Genomic DNA, 14,540 nt, shown 5'->3' on the forward strand with positions numbered 1-14,540 from the left:
GGTGGGGACCGGCTTGGGGCGGCCGAGGCGGAGCTCGAGTGCGATGTCGCGCCATTCCGGTACGGCGTCGGGGTCCTGCAGGAGGTGTTCGTCGGCGAGGTCGGTGATCTCGATCATCGGCTTGCCGGCCAGGCGGTGGTTCGACGGCAGCATCGCGACCCGGGGCTCCTCGAACAACGGGCGGATGCTCAGCCCCTGCTGGTCGATCGGCAGGCGCACGATGCTGACGTCGGCGCGGCCATCGTGCAGGACGTCCACCTGGTCGTCCCAGGTCGTCCGGAGCACCTCGACCTCGACGTCGGGATGCGTGGCGGCGAAGGCCCGAACGACCTGTGTCACGGTGATGCCGGGCATGAAGCCGACGGTGAACGTCTTCGCTCCCCGCGCCGCCTGAGCCACCCGCCGGCGCACGGCCTCTGCCGAGGCGAGCAGGGGCCGGGCATCGTCGAGCAACTGACGACCGGCGGGAGTCAGCTCGGTGGATCGCTTGGTGCGGACGAACAGCTGCACCTTGAGCTCGTCCTCGAGCGCGCGGATCTGCCGGGACAGCACCGGCTGGGCGATGTGCAACCGCTCCGCCGCCCGGCCGAAATGCAGTTCCTCGGCGACAGCGACGAAGTACCTGAGCTTGCGGAGGTCGACGTCCATAATACCTTCAGGGTATGACAGCGGCCGGAACAGGTCTTGGACGGCCGCCGCTCGGGACCCCCATCGTGGAAGGGAATCCCCCACCACGAAAGGCAGTTCCATGACTTTGCAGGATCAGCGCGTCGTCCTCCTCGGCGGTACGTCGGGGATCGGCCTCGCGACCGCCGGCCTCGCCGCCGCCCAGGGTGCGACCGTGATCGTTGCCTCCAGCAACCACGATTCCGTGAAGCGCGCGCTGGACGCCCTCCCCACGACCGCAGCCGGCCAGGCCGTCGACCTCACGGACCCCGTGGCGGTCAAGGCCTTCTTCGATGGCCTCGACGCGTTCGACCACCTCGTCTACACCGCGGGTGAGTCGCTCACTCTCCTCGACATCGCATCGATGGACCTGGCCCAGGCTCGCAAGGCGTTCGAGCTCCGCTACTTCGGCGCCCTCGGTGCGGTCAGCGCCGCCGCGTCGAAGATCCGCCCGGGTGGTTCCGTCGTACTGACGAGCGGTGCCGCAGGCGACCGTCCGAACCCGGGCTGGTCGGTGGCGGCCAGCATCTGTGGGGCGGTCGACTCCCTCGTCCGCGCACTCGCCGTGGAGCTGGCACCGCTGCGCGTCAACGCGGTCAAGCCCGGCGTGGTCCGCTCGCCACTGTGGTCGAACCTGTCCGTCGAGGACCAGCAGACGCTGTACGACGAGACGTCGCGGCTGCTGCCGGTCGGCCGGGTCGGCGAGGTCACCGACATCGCCGAGGCCTACGTCTACCTGATGAACCAGGGCTACGCGACGGGCACGATCCTCACGGTCGACGGCGGCCACGTCCTCGTCTGACACGGCAGACTGAAGACATGGCACGCATTCTCGTCACCGGATCCGCCGACGGCCTGGGGCACCTGGCCGCCGCCGAGCTCATCGATCAAGGGCATGACGTCGTACTCCACGCCCGCAACCAGGCCCGGGCCGCCGACGCCACCGCCGCACTGCCCAAGGCCTCGGGCGTGCTGATCGGCGATCTCGCGAGTATCGCGGAGACGCGCGAGCTGGCCAGGCAGGCGAACGAGTCGGGGCGGTTCGACGTGGTGATCCACAACGCGGCCGTCGGCTACCAGGAACCTCGGATCGAGACGGCCGACGGGCTCGAGCACGTGTTCGCGGTCAACGCGTTGGCGCCGTACGTGCTGACCGCCCTGATCGATCGGCCGGACCGGCTGGTCTATCTGAGCTCCGGCATGCACGAGGGCGGCGACGTCGTACTCGATGATCTGCAGTGGACCCGGCGGCGATGGCGTGGGGCGCAGGCGTACTCGGACTCGAAGCTGTACGACGTGATCCTGGCCTTCGCGGTAGCCCGGTTGTGGCCCGAGGTCCGATCGAATGCTGTGGATCCGGGCTGGGTCCCGACCAAGATGGGTGGCCGGGGTGCGCCCGGTGACTTGAGCCAAGGTCACTTGACGCAGGTCTGGCTGGCCACCGCGCCGAGCACAGCGAGCGGCGGGTACTACTACCACTTGCAGCCCCACCGGACGCACCCGGCCGCATCGGACCCCGAGGTGCAGGCGGCCTTCCTGGACGCCTGCGCCTCGCTGACGGGGATCACGATGCCGGGTCATTCCTGAGACACGTAGAGCCTGTTCCCGTCCTGGTCGCGGAGGCTGAACATCGGCGGAACATCCGGCCATTCGAGCAGTTCGCCGGTCTCGATCCCTTCGGCGAGGAAGTGCTTGTGCGCCGCCGGCGCGTCCGGGCTCGACAGCCGGATGCCGGTGTCGACGCCGGCCGGATTCTGCTCCGAGGCCGGCACCAGGGCGATGCTCGTGGTCGCACCGGCCGGCGCGACCACGATCCACCGGCCGCCGAACTGCGGCAGCGGTGCGTCCATCAACAGCTCGAATCCCAGCGTCTCGGTGTAGAACGTGACCGCCCGATCCTGATCGGTGACCGGTACGCCGACGGTCCGAATGCCCGTGAAGTGGTTCATCGTGGTTCTCCTCCTGGGTGAAAAGGTGCTTTCACCCAGGAGGTAGAAGCCGTCCGGCCGATTTCGACATCACCGGCCGAAGAAGTCCTACTTCGCGACGACTCGCAGGGAGAACTCCGCCTGGCCGTCGCCCGTGGAGCGGGCCACGAAACCGCCGGAGCGGAGAGCGGCCAGGTCCTTGTCGGAGCTGAACCGCGGGCTGAGCGAGCTCGCCGCCTCGAAGTCGACGTACCCGACCGTCACCGCGCCCTTGGTGTCGGGCAGAGCCTGCTTGAAGTTCTCGGACTGGCCGAGGTTGCCGCCCTTGAGCACCTGCTCGGCGTAGTCCTTGTCGGTGGCGAGGACGAGCGTGTCGTCGTCCTTGGCGGTCTCGATCGGGACGTTGGCCGAACTCCGCTCGTGCAGCAGGGTGGTCAGCTTCTCCACCACCGGCTCGGCCTTGGCCGGGTCGGTCTCCATCCGGGCCGCGATCTTCGGGCCGTTCGCGCTGTCCTTGTCGATCGCGACCGCGAGGTTCTTGCCCAGCAGGCTCTTCAGGTCGTCCGGCAGCGTCAAGCCGGTCTCCTCGGTGATCTGCTCGGTGAGTTGCTTGATGTTGCCGTTGGACGCCTTGTCCATCTGCTGCCACATCGTGTCGACCAGGTTCTCGCCGCCCGACACCGCGACCGCGCCGGCCGTGCTGTCCGGCAGCTTGGTGATCAGGTCACCGGCGTCGGCCGAGTTCACCTTGATGCTCTTGTCGCCCTGGGCGATGCCCTTCAGTTCGACGTACGACGCGTCGAACCGCAGCGCGGCGGCCATGCTCGCGTCGCCGATCCCGCCGAGCGCCGCAGAGTCGACCTTGCCGGAGATCGAGGCGATGCCCTTCATGTCGGCCCAGGCGGACATGAAGCCCTGCTCTCCGAGCTTGTCCATGTCCGAGCTGAACTTCGCGTTCTTGTCCAGCGGGTTGTCCTTGGCGGTGGCGACGGCCTTGTCGACGGTGGCCTGGTCGTCGCCGAGCAGCACATAACCGTTGCTGAACGCGCGACCCGGCTTCTTGTCCTCGTTCGCCATCAGCTTGTCCAGGCCCTTGGTTGCCTCGCCCTCGTTCTTCACCTGGACTGCGAGCACGACGACCGGGTCGTCCTTGCCGTCGGCGGGTGGGAGCGCGGCGATGCCGGCGCGTTCACCGAGCCACGGCTTGATGTCCTTGTCGTAGTCGACATCGGCCAGGTCGTCGCCGGCGTACTTCTTGATCTGCTCGAACAGCTTCTGCCGGAGGTCGTCCTTCTCACCGGTCAGGCCGAGCTTGTCCTTGACCGACGGGAACTTCAGCAGGAAGCGGATCGCGGCAACCTTCTGGCCGGCCGACGGGTTCAGGTCGACCCGGGCGTAGGCGACGGCGGTTCCCGGCAGCACGGCGGACGGCTGGTCGCCGCCCTTGAGCTTGCCGTAGGCAAAGATTCCGCCGCTCGCCACGACGAGCACCATGGCCAGCGCCGCGATCAGCGGGATCACCTTGCCGCGCTTCTTCTTCGGCTCCGGCTGCCACTGCGGCTGCCCGTAGCCAGGCCCCTGCGGCGGCTGCCCACCAACGTGCAACTGCTCGTACGACGCCTGCCCACCGGCCGGTCCGTACGGCGCCTGACCCGGCTGCCCGTACTGCGGAGCACCCTGCCCGTACTGCGGCGCACCCTGGCCGTGCTGCGGACCGCTCTGGCCGTACTGCGGTCCGCCGTACGGCTGCCCCTGCTGCGGCTGCCCGTGCTGCGGCTGACCCTGCTGCGGCGGGCGCTGCTGGTAAGCGGGCTGCTGCGGGCCGGGCTGCGGCGGGTACTGTTGCCGGCCGGGCTGGGGCCACAGGTTCTGGCCTTGACCCTGCGGCGGGCCGTACGGGTTCTGGGGGTTCTGCGGACCGCCGGCACCCGGGTACTGCGGGGTGGGCGGGGTGTTCTGGTCGGACATATGCTCCCTCGCTGGCCGGTGGCCTCACCCACCGGACTGGCAAAGGCTATTGCACCGGTGGTGCAGGCTCTGACGCGGCAGGTTGCGATGTGGTTGCAACCGGCTCGCTGCGCCAGGTGGTGGCTGCGAGGATGGCGCACGCCAGCGCGGCACCGATCAGCCAGGCCGCTGCGGGAGTCCAGGTGTGCAGTTCGAGCGGCGCCGAGATCAGATCACCGGGCTTGGCCGCCTGCAGCCGCGGCTGCAGCGGATCGTGGCCGAGCAGCATGCCGACACCCCAGGCGATGCCGGAGCCCAGGCACGCGCCGAGCGTCACGATCGCGACCGACCACGGTCCGTAGTTCCGCAGCCACCAGAAGAGCGCACCACCGAGCACGAGCGCGGCCAGGAACCCGATCGCGGTGAACGTGCCATCCGGACCGAAGATCCGGGTCATCTGCTCCTCCCCCAGCGCTCCCCCGTTCTCGTCCACGGTGTACTGCGCCAGCGGCGAGAACTGCTGCCACGCCCACCCGGCCACCACACCGGCGGCCAGGAACACCACGACGGTCACCACGATCGCCTTCGCCCACGGCATCTCCGCCTCCGGCGGCGCCGGCGTACCCCAGGGCAGACCGGCAGGCGGCGGAGAGTACGGCGACGAGGGCTGCGCCGGGTGCGGTTGAGTCACCTCGACAGTGTGACGCATCGAACCCAGCGACGATCAGCTGGCCAGGCAGGACGGGCCGAGGAGCGCCTTCAGGTCAGCCATCAGCGAGGCGGTCGGCGTGACTCTGAACTGATCGCCGATCCGCAGCACCGTCGTCTTCTGCCGACCTTGCAGCCGGAGGTGCACCTCGGTCATCCCCGGGTGTGATCGCAACACATCACGGAGACCATCTGCCACCGGTTGAGTGCATCGGTTCTCCGCCATCGTGATCACCACCGGACCGGTCGGGCCCTCGGTCAGGTCCGGCACGATCACCTCGGAGCCGCTCAGCTCGACCCGGTCCTCGCGACGACGCAGCCGGCCCTTCATCAAGATGATCGCGTCGTTGCTCAGCAGGTGCGCGTGCAGCTGGTACGCCGAGGAGAACATCATCACCTCGATCGAACCCTCGAGGTCCTCGATGGTGACGATCGCGTAGATGTCGCCGCGCTTGTTCACCTTCCGCTGGACCGCGGTGACCAAGCCGCCGATCGTCACCTGGGTGCCGTCCGGCCGGTCCTCGTCGGCGAGCAGTTGACCGATCGTGCAGTCGCTGCCGTTGGTGAGCACGTGCTCGACACCGAACAGCGGGTGGTCCGACACGTAGAGACCGAGCATGTCGCGCTCGTGCGCGAGCTTGGTCGCCTTGTCCCATTCCTCGATCTCGGGGACGGTGACGGTGAGCCGGCTGTTGCCTTCGCCCTCGTCCGCGTCGTCGCCCATCGAGAACAGGTCGAACTGGCCGTGCGCCTCGTTCCGCTTCAGGTCGATCGCTTCGTCGACGGCCTGCTCGTGCACCGCGACGACCGCGCGCCGGGCGTGGTTCATCGAGTCGAACGAGCCGGCCTTGGCCAGCGACTCGATCACCCGCTTGTTGCAGACCGGCAGCGACACCTTGTCGATGAAGTCGACGAAGTCGGTGAACCGGCCCTTGTCCTCGCGGGCCGCGACGATCTCGGCCACCACGTTCACGCCGACGTTGCGGATCGCGGACAGGCCGAAGCGGATGTCGGTGCCGACCGGGGTGAAGTTCGAGTCCGACTCGTTCACGTCGGGCGGCAACACCTTGATGCCCATCCGGCGGCACTCGTTCAGATAGATGGCCATCTTGTCCTTGTCGTCCTTCACGGACGTCAGGACGGCGGCCATGTACTCCGCCGGGTAGTTGGCCTTCAGGTACGCCGTCCAGTACGAAACCAGACCGTACGCCGCGGAGTGCGCCTTGTTGAACGCGTAGTCGGAGAACGGGACCAGGACGTCCCACAGCGCCTTGATCGACTGGTCGGAGAAGCCGTTCGCCTTCATGCCCTCGGAGAAGCCGACGTACTCCGCGTCCAGCACCTCGCGCTTCTTCTTGCCCATCGCGCGGCGGAGCAGATCCGCCTTGCCGAGCGTGTAGCCGGCCAGTTGCTGGGCGATCGCCATCACCTGCTCCTGGTAGACGATCAGACCGTAGGTCGTCCCCAGGATCGGTTCGAGCGCGACGGCGAGCTCGTCGTGCGGGTAGCTGATCTCCTGCTGCTTGTTCTTGCGCAGGGCGTAGTTGGTGTGGCTGTTCGCACCCATCGGACCGGGCCGATAGAGCGCGCCGACCGCGGAGATGTCCTCGAAGTTGTCCGGCTTCATCAGCCGCAGCAGCGCCCGCATCGGGCCGCCGTCGAACTGGAACACGCCGAGCGTGTCACCGCGGCCGAGCAGCTCGAAGGTGGGACCGTCGTCCAGGCTCTTGGCCAGCTCGTCCAGGTCCAGCGTGATGCCACGGCTGGCCTCGACGTTCTTGACCGCGTCGTCCATGATCGTCAGGTTGCGCAGACCCAGGAAGTCCATCTTGACCAGGCCGAGCGTCTCGCAGCTCGGGTAGTCGAACTGGGTGATGACCTGGCCGTCCTGCTCGCGGCGCATGATCGGGATCAGCTCGATCAGCGGCTCGCTGGACATGATCACGCCGGCCGCGTGCACACCCCACTGGCGCTTCAGGTTCTCCAGGCCGCGGGCGGTGTCGACGATCTTGCGGACGTCCTGGTCGGACTCGTACAGCTGCCGGAACTCGCCCGCCTCGGAGTACCGCTTGTGCTGCGGGTCGAAGATGCCGGACAGCGGCACGTCCTTGCCCATCACCGCCGGCGGCATCGCCTTGGTGATCCGGTCGCCCATCGCGAACGGGTAGTCCAGCACCCGGCCGGCGTCCTTGATCGCCTGCTTGGCCTTGATCGTGCCGTAGGTGACGATCATCGCGACCCGGTCGTCGCCGTACTTCTCGGTGACGTAGCGGATCACCTCGGGCCGGCGGCGGTCGTCGAAGTCGATGTCGAAGTCGGGCATCGACATGCGTTCCGGGTTCAGGAAGCGCTCGAAGATCAGGCCGTGCTGGAGCGGGTCCAGGTCGGTGATCCGCATCGCGTACGCGCACATCGAACCGGCCCCGGAACCACGGCCCGGACCGACCCGGATGCCGTGCTCCTTGGCCCAGTTGATGAAGTCCGCGACGACCAGGAAGTAGCCCGCGTAGCCCTTCGAGGTGATGACCTCGATCTCGTACTCCGCCTGCTTGCGGACGTGGTCCGGGACACCGCCGGGATAGCGCTTGTGCAGGCCGGTCTCGACCTCGGCGACGAACCAGGACTCCTCGTTGTGGCCGTCCGGGCAGGGGAACCGCGGCATGAACCGGCCCTCGCCCTCGGTGAAGCTGACGTCGCACTGCTCGGCGATCAGCAGCGTGTTGTCACACGCCTCCGGCAGTTCCTTCCACACCTCGCGCATCTGGGCCGGCGTCTTCAGGTAGAACTCGTCGCCGTCGAACTTGAAGCGGTTCGGATCCGACAACGTCGAGGCAGACTGGACGCACAACAGCGCCGCATGCGCGGGAGCGTCATCCTGATGGGTGTAGTGCAGGTCGTTGGTCGCGACCAGCGGCAGGTTGAGGTCCTTCGCCAGCCGGAGCAGGTCCTTCTGCGTCTGCCTCTCGATGTCGATGCCGTGGTCCATCACCTCGCAGTAGAAGTTCTCCGCGCCGAAGATGTCCCGGAACTCCGCCGCCGCCTCGACGGCCTCCTTGTACTGCCCGAGCCGCAGCCGGGTCTGCACCTCGCCGCCCACGCACCCGGTCGTCGCGATCAGGCCCTTGCCGTAGGTCTGCAGCAACTCGCGGTCCATCCGCGGCTTGAAGTAGTAACCCTCGAGGCTGGCGAGCGACGCCATCTTGAACAGGTTGTGCATACCCCCGGTGTTCTTCGCGAGCAGGGTCATATGCGTGTAGGAGCCACCGCCGGAGACGTCGTCGCGGCCCGAGTTCGCATCGCCCCACTTGACTCGCTTCCGCTCACTGCGGTGGGTCTGCGGGGTCAGGTACGCCTCGGTGCCGATGATCGGCTTGACGTCGTACTTCTTCGCGGTCTTCCAGAACTCGTAGGCCCCGAAGACGTAGCCGTGGTCGGTGGTCGCGATCGCCGGCATGCCCATGTCCTGGGCTGTCTTGATCAACTCGTCGATCCGCGCGGCGCCGTCCAGCATCGAGTACTCGGTGTGCACATGTAGATGCACGAAACTGTCGCTGGACGCCATGTCTTCGCAGACCTCCCAGGGCGTGAGTGAGCGGGACTGACACAGCCTATGTGGGACCGCCGACAGTTCCTCACCGGCGCACCGCCCCGGGAGTTCAGCGCCCGCTATCCGTGCGTGGAGCACACCACTTTCACACCAGTTGGAACGACGGACCCAGCGCCGAGCAGGGGCTCAGGACGCTGGGTCCGCCGGTCTGGCGGCCGTCCGGCAGGAGGGTCCGGACGGCGAGGGGGAACGCCTGAGCAAAGGGTGCCGCCCGGGACACGCCCACCCATCGGGAGAACTACGGATCTGTCTACGTATCCGGGTGCTCCGTGATCCAGCGCGCGACCTGGGACCGGGAGGTGAAGGCGAGTTTGCCGAGGATGCGTTCGACGTGTGTCTCCGCGGTGCGTTGCGAGATGACCAGGCGGGCGGCGATCTCGCGGTTGCTCAGGCCCTCACCGACCAGGCCGGCGATCTCGTGCTCGCGCGGCGTCAGCTTGCCGGCCAGTCCCGTCCGCGCCACTCGGTGGTTCACCTTCTCCTCACCCAGCGCCAGCGCGACCGCCTGCTCGAACGAGTACGCCGCCCCCAGCTCGAACTCCCGGTCGAACGCGGCATCCCCGATCGCGGCCCGGATCCGCTCCTCGGCCTGGTCGTCGAACCGGCTGTACGGCGTGGTCTGGTCGACATGCGCACCGGTGGACCGCCACACCGCCCGCGAGGCACCCAACAGCCGGGCGGCGCTCGCACCGGGCGCCGACGACCCCGCACACCACGACAGCGCCTGGACACAGAACGCGATGCCGGTCCGGCCGTTGAGCGGTTGCCACAACCGGATCGCCTCCCGGAACAACCGGGTGGCGTCCTCGGTCCGGTCGTGGTCCCGCCACTGCACGACCCCGACAGCCAGCATCGCGTACGCCTTCGACGACTCCGCACCCGCGGACGTGGCCAGGTCGTACGAGCGCCGGCTGAACTCGTCCGCCCGTGGATCGCCGAGGAAGAACGTCGCCGCCGACAACAGCGTCAGTACGTCGAACTCCCCCAGCACGTCGCCGACCGCACGGAAACCGTCGAGCGCCGTCAACAGCCTGCCGACCGCACCTGACAGGTCGCCCTGATTGATCAGCGCGTGCCCTGCCACCTCCGCGATCCGGGCCCGCAGATGGTCGTCGTCGTACCGCTCGGCGAGGAGCACGCACTCGGCCAGCCAGCGCCTCTGTTGCTCGGCCTCGCCGATGAACATCGCGTTGTAGCCGCCGGCCCAGAGCCCGAGCGCGCGGATCGGTGTCTGCTGCGGTGCGGCATCGAGGGCTCGGTACAGGTAGTGATAGCCCTCGCGGGGGAACCCGGTGAACCAGAAGTTCCAGATCGGCGCCGCGATCTCGAGCGCCGCCGAACCACCGTCAGGCTCGCTCAGGCAGAAGTCGAGCGCGGCTCGGAGGTTGCCGTGTTCGCGCCGCATCCGGAGGTACCAGTCGGCCTGACGCGGCCCGAAGATGTCGGTGGCCCACTGCGCCGCCAGGTTCCGGTAGTGGTCGCGGTGCCGCAGCTGGTACTCGCGTGTCCCGTTGCCGAGCCGCACCGCGCCGTACTGGCTGATCGTCGTCAGCATGTCGTACCAGGCGACCGAGTGCGGTGTGCCGACGGTGCGAGTGATGATCGACTTGTTCAGCAGACCGGCGATCAGACCGAGTACGTCGTCGCGCTCGATGCCGCCACCCGAGCAGACCTCCTCGGCTCCCTCCAGGTCGAATCCTCCGGAGAAGACCGACAGCCTCGCCCACAGCGTGCGCTCAGCCTCGGTACACAGGTCGTAGCTCCAGTCGATGGCGGCCTCCAGCGCCTGGTGCCGTGGCGGTGCCGTCTGCTTGCCGCCGGCCAGCAGACGGAAGCGGTCCTCGAGCCGGTCGAGGATCTGCTGCAACGAGAGGGTTCGCATCCAGACCGCCGCGAGTTCGAGCGCCAGCGGTACGCCGTCCAGCTGCCGGCAGAGCTCGATCACCTGCGCCCGATTGGTGTCGTCGATCGCAAACCCTGGCAGCACCGCGCGCACCCGGTCGGTGAAGAGCACCGTTGCCTCGTACTGCTCGGCGTCCGCTGCCGGAGCCTCCGCGGGCGGCGTCGACAACGGTGGGACCGAGAGGACCTGCTCGCCCTCCACTCCCAGCAGATGCCGGCTGGTCGCGATGATCTGCAGTCGTGGCGCGGCCGCCAGCAGTTTGCCCACCAGTACGGCGCACGCGTCAGCGACCTGCTCGCAGTTGTCCAGCACCAGGAGCAGGTGCCTGTCCTCCAGGTACTCCGCGAGATCATCGGTTGGGTTCGCGGATATCTGGCTCAGCTCGAGTGCCTCGGCCAGCGTGTAGGCGAGCAGGTCCGCCTCATACACTGCGGCCAGCTCGACGAACCAGACTCCGTCGGCGAACGTCCGGCGTACCTCTGCCGCCATCCGCAACGCCAGCCGCGTCTTACCGACTCCCCCGGGGCCGGTCAGCGTCAGCAGGCGGCTGCTGGACAGCAACCGCCTGGTATCGGCCAGCTCACGTCGCCGCCCGACGAAGCTCGTCAGCTCTGCCGGCAACCGCCCGCGGGCCGATGCGACCGGCTTCGTCTCCCCCATGCCTAGTCAGACTAGGCCGAATTCCCAGGCGATAAAGGGCAGACTGAAACAATGATGCGCATCGCGCTCGTCGCGGCCGCAGTGATGGTCTGCGCCTGGGTGCCTGGCTGGTGCCGGCTAAGGGGCCTGATCGCGGCGTCTTCTTACTGAGCGTCGACGAGCAGATCGAGCGCGTGGTCGAGGTCGTCCGGATACTTCGAGGTGAACTCGACGTACTCGCCAGTCCCTGGGTGGGTGAAGCCGAGGCGCATGGCGTGCAGCCACTGGCGGGTGAGTTGGAGACGCTCGGCGAGGACCGGGTCGGCGCCGTACGTGAGGTCGCCGCAGCACGGGTGACCGATCGCGGACATGTGCACCCGGATCTGGTGCGTGCGGCCGGTCTCCAGCGTGATCTCCAGCAAGGTGGCGAACCGGAACGCCTCGAGCGTCTCGTAGTGCGTGACGCTCGGCTTGCCGCCGGCCACGACGCCGAACTTGTAGTCGTGGTGCGGGTGCCGGTCGATCGGCGCGTCCACCGTGCCGGTGAACGGGTCGGGATGGCCTTGGACGAGCGCGTGGTAGATCTTCTTGACCGTGCGCTCCTTGAAGGCGCGTTTGAGCACGGTGTAGGCGTACTCCGTCTTCGCGACGACCATCAGCCCGGACGTGCCGACGTCGAGCCGGTGCACGATGCCCTTGCGCTCGGCCGCGCCGCTCGTGGAGATGTTGAAGCCTGCGCCGGCCAGATGCCCGATCACAGTCGGGCCGGTCCACCCCGGTGACGGGTGCGCGGCAACCCCGACCGGTTTGTCGACCACGACGATCTCGTCGTCGTCGTACACGATCCGGAGGTTGTCCACAGTCTCCGGTACGACGGTCACCTCGCCGGGCGGAGGCGGTAGCTCCACGTCGAGCAGTACGCCGGCAGATACCCGGGACGACTTGGGTGCCGGGGCGCCGTCGACCTGGACCAGACCGGACTCGATCAGCTCCGCGGCCTTGGTCCGGGACACACCGAACAGCCGCGACAGCGCCGCGTCCAACCGCTCGCCCGCCAGTCCGTCCGGCACCATCACGGTCCGCGAACTCACTTGCGGTGCTCCCGGGTGCCGTCGAGCTTGACCCCACGCAGGGTCTGGATCACCAGCAGGATCGCGGCCGACGTGACCGCCATGTCCGCGACGTTGAAGATCGCCCAGTGCGGAGTCTGCAGGAAGTCGACCACGTGCCCGTGGAACGGCGAGGGCTCGCGGGCGATCCGGTCGATGATGTTCCCGACCGCGCCTCCGAACAGCAGCCCGAACGCCACCGCCCAGCCCGCCGACCCCAGCCGCCGGGACAGGTAGACGACCCCGGCCGCCACGGTGATCTGCACGGCACTGATGTACGGCGTGTAGCCGGACCCGAGACTGAACGCGGCGCCGGAGTTCCGGATCAGGTTGAACTTGAGCAGGCTCCCGATCACGTTCACCGGCTCACCAGGCGTCAGATGCGCCAGGGCCAGAGCCTTCGTCAACTGGTCCAGGAGCAGGATCAGCAAACCGACCCCGCCGAACAGCGCCGTCCACTTCCAGGACCGGCCGGCCACGCCGCCTCCGCCACCGGCCTCGGGGGCCGAAGAGGAGGTAGAAGACACGGCCTCACGACTATCGGAGGCGGCAGCTTCGCCGCCGGCTGTCTCACGGGAGCCGTCATCGGGGGCTGGGGACGACGGAGAACCGGCCGACGGGGTGTCGGCCGGTTCCGTTGGCTCCGAGGGCGCGTCCCCCACCTGATGGGACGAGTCGGTGTGGCTCAGCGGCGTTCTTCGCGTTCTTTGCATGACACGCACAGTGTCGCACGGGGGAACGCCTGCAACCGACCCTTGCCGATCGCGTTGCCGCAGCTCTCGCACACGCCGTACGTGCCGTCGTCGATCTTCGCCAGGGCGCGCTCGATCTGGTCGAGCATGTCCCGGGCGTTGTTCGCCAGCGACATCTCGTGGTCGCGCTCCAGTGTGGTGGAGCCGACGTCGGCCTGGTCGTTCCCGGCGCCGTCACCACCGTCCCGGAGCAGTCCGACGATCTCCTGCTCGGCGTCGTGGATTTCCTTCCTCAGGTGCACCACGTCGGCTTCCAGCTCGCCGCGGAGCTCGGCCAGCTCGGCCGCGGTCCACGGGCTCTCGCCGGACTTCACCGTGAGGGTCTCTGCCTTGTGTGCTACGGACTTCGCCGGCGCCGTTGCCGGAGTCCTGTTCTCGTTCGTCTTCATGGCCACCCTCTTCGTCGGAGCATGCTTGGCAGGGGTCTTCTTGGCCGGAGCCTTCTTCGCCGCAGCGGTCGATGTCGACTTCTTCGCCGCGGAAGTCTTCGTGGCCGGCGAGGTCTTCGCCGGTGCCTTCTTGCGGGCCGTGGTCGTGGCCGGCTCGGTCGTCTTCTTCGCGGCACTCTTCTTGGCCGCGGCAGTGCGTTGGGGGGCGGTCTTCTTGGGAGCCGATGTAGCCATGGTCAGCTACCCCCTGCCTTCGTCGGTGACTGAAGCGGACTGGTCGCAAGACACTAGGCCACGTGTTCATCACGTGCCAGTCCGACGCGCAGACCGTGGGGATACGGTAGTCGGTTCTTCAAGCCCACTCGATGTTCCGCGCGTCACAGCGAAACTGACAGAAATTCGGTTATCCCCTGGCTCAGCCGAGCAGTTGTTTCAATCTCGGCCGGATGTCGCTTTCCTCCCCCTCCACCTCGACCACCTTGTCCCGGCTGGTCGCGCCCCGCACCAACGTCACCCCCAGAGCGTCGTACGCCGAACGCGGCAGCAACCGCATTCAGGACAGCCTTCGTCGCCTGTCCCTCCACCGCACGGGCTGCCACCGCGACCACCAGGGCCGGACCAGATGGTCCGTCGTACCGGCCCCCGACCGCGGTCCGTGAAGCTCCCGGTCGCACCCGCAGGAGAATTCTCATCCCTGAATTCTTGCCTGACCACCGATTAACGATTCGTAGTTGCCTCGTACTACGCCGTACACTGACAACCGCGATCCGCAAGGCAGTGACGGGGCAATCACCCCTGAGCCGCCGGAAGAACAGTCCGCAAGGACCTATTAGAACCGGCTGCGTGTCGTAAAGGAAGTGGGTGACCACACTCTGGGTCACCAAGGAGGGTG

The 14,540-nt window shown here is 67.8% G+C and carries 11 protein-coding genes and 2 pseudogenes; 2 read left to right on the forward strand and 11 right to left on the reverse strand.

Going from position 1 to position 14,540, the window contains the following annotated elements; genetic code table 11:
* Positions 1–24 precede the first annotated feature (24 nt).
* Positions 25–750, reverse strand: a pseudogene (locus ACXC9Q_RS25315) (LysR family transcriptional regulator); the annotation flags it as partial.
* On the opposite strand from ACXC9Q_RS25315, the gene ACXC9Q_RS25320 reads away from it, so the two are divergent.
* Positions 749–1,468, forward strand: a complete 720-nt coding sequence (locus tag ACXC9Q_RS25320) for an SDR family oxidoreductase (RefSeq protein ID WP_457059142.1) — start codon at positions 749–751, stop codon at positions 1,466–1,468. The pseudogene ACXC9Q_RS25315 and the gene ACXC9Q_RS25320 overlap by 2 nt on opposite strands.
* A gap of 17 nt (positions 1,469–1,485) precedes the next feature.
* Entirely contained in the window at positions 1,486–2,253 is a 768-nt protein-coding gene (locus ACXC9Q_RS25325; RefSeq protein WP_457059143.1) for an SDR family NAD(P)-dependent oxidoreductase, read from the forward strand.
* Here ACXC9Q_RS25325 and ACXC9Q_RS25330 read toward each other — a convergent pair.
* The 10 genes and pseudogenes from ACXC9Q_RS25330 to ACXC9Q_RS25375 all read right to left on the reverse strand — a co-directional run.
* On the reverse strand, positions 2,244–2,615 hold the full coding sequence (locus ACXC9Q_RS25330) for a VOC family protein (RefSeq protein WP_457059144.1): 372 nt from the start codon (positions 2,613–2,615) through the stop codon (positions 2,244–2,246). The two genes, ACXC9Q_RS25325 and ACXC9Q_RS25330, sit on opposite strands and share 10 nt — an antisense overlap.
* Before the next feature lie 87 nt (positions 2,616–2,702).
* Positions 2,703–4,562 (reverse strand): DUF3352 domain-containing protein, encoded by a 1,860-nt coding sequence (locus ACXC9Q_RS25335; protein ID WP_457059145.1) that lies wholly within the window; start codon positions 4,560–4,562, stop codon positions 2,703–2,705.
* A 46-nt stretch (positions 4,563–4,608) separates the two neighbouring features.
* Positions 4,609–5,232 (reverse strand): hypothetical protein, encoded by a 624-nt coding sequence (locus ACXC9Q_RS25340; RefSeq protein WP_457059146.1) that lies wholly within the window; start codon positions 5,230–5,232, stop codon positions 4,609–4,611.
* Between the two features lie 33 nt (positions 5,233–5,265).
* Entirely contained in the window at positions 5,266–8,811 is a 3,546-nt protein-coding gene (gene dnaE / locus ACXC9Q_RS25345; RefSeq protein ID WP_457059147.1) for a DNA polymerase III subunit alpha, read from the reverse strand.
* A gap of 295 nt (positions 8,812–9,106) precedes the next feature.
* Positions 9,107–11,419 carry an ATP-binding protein gene (locus tag ACXC9Q_RS25350; protein ID WP_457059148.1) on the reverse strand — a complete coding sequence of 771 codons (2,313 nt, stop codon included), beginning with the start codon at positions 11,417–11,419 and terminating at the stop codon, positions 9,107–9,109.
* A gap of 143 nt (positions 11,420–11,562) precedes the next feature.
* Positions 11,563–12,471, reverse strand: coding sequence for an RluA family pseudouridine synthase (locus ACXC9Q_RS25355; protein WP_329484892.1), 909 nt, complete (start codon positions 12,469–12,471; stop codon positions 11,563–11,565).
* A 14-nt stretch (positions 12,472–12,485) separates the two neighbouring features.
* Positions 12,486–13,034 carry a signal peptidase II gene (lspA, locus tag ACXC9Q_RS25360; protein ID WP_457059149.1) on the reverse strand — a complete coding sequence of 183 codons (549 nt, stop codon included), beginning with the start codon at positions 13,032–13,034 and terminating at the stop codon, positions 12,486–12,488.
* A gap of 158 nt (positions 13,035–13,192) precedes the next feature.
* Complete coding sequence (locus ACXC9Q_RS25365) at positions 13,193–13,882, reverse strand: TraR/DksA family transcriptional regulator (RefSeq protein ID WP_457059150.1); 690 nt, start codon at positions 13,880–13,882, stop codon at positions 13,193–13,195.
* 181 nt (positions 13,883–14,063) lie between these two features.
* A complete protein-coding gene (locus ACXC9Q_RS25370) occupies positions 14,064–14,201 on the reverse strand; it encodes a hypothetical protein (RefSeq protein ID WP_457059192.1) in 138 nt (45 codons plus the stop codon).
* Between the two features lie 10 nt (positions 14,202–14,211).
* Positions 14,212–14,340: pseudogene (locus ACXC9Q_RS25375) on the reverse strand (DUF167 family protein); the annotation flags it as partial.
* Positions 14,341–14,540 lie beyond the last annotated feature (200 nt).

The organism is Kribbella sp. CWNU-51 (assembly GCF_054073265.1).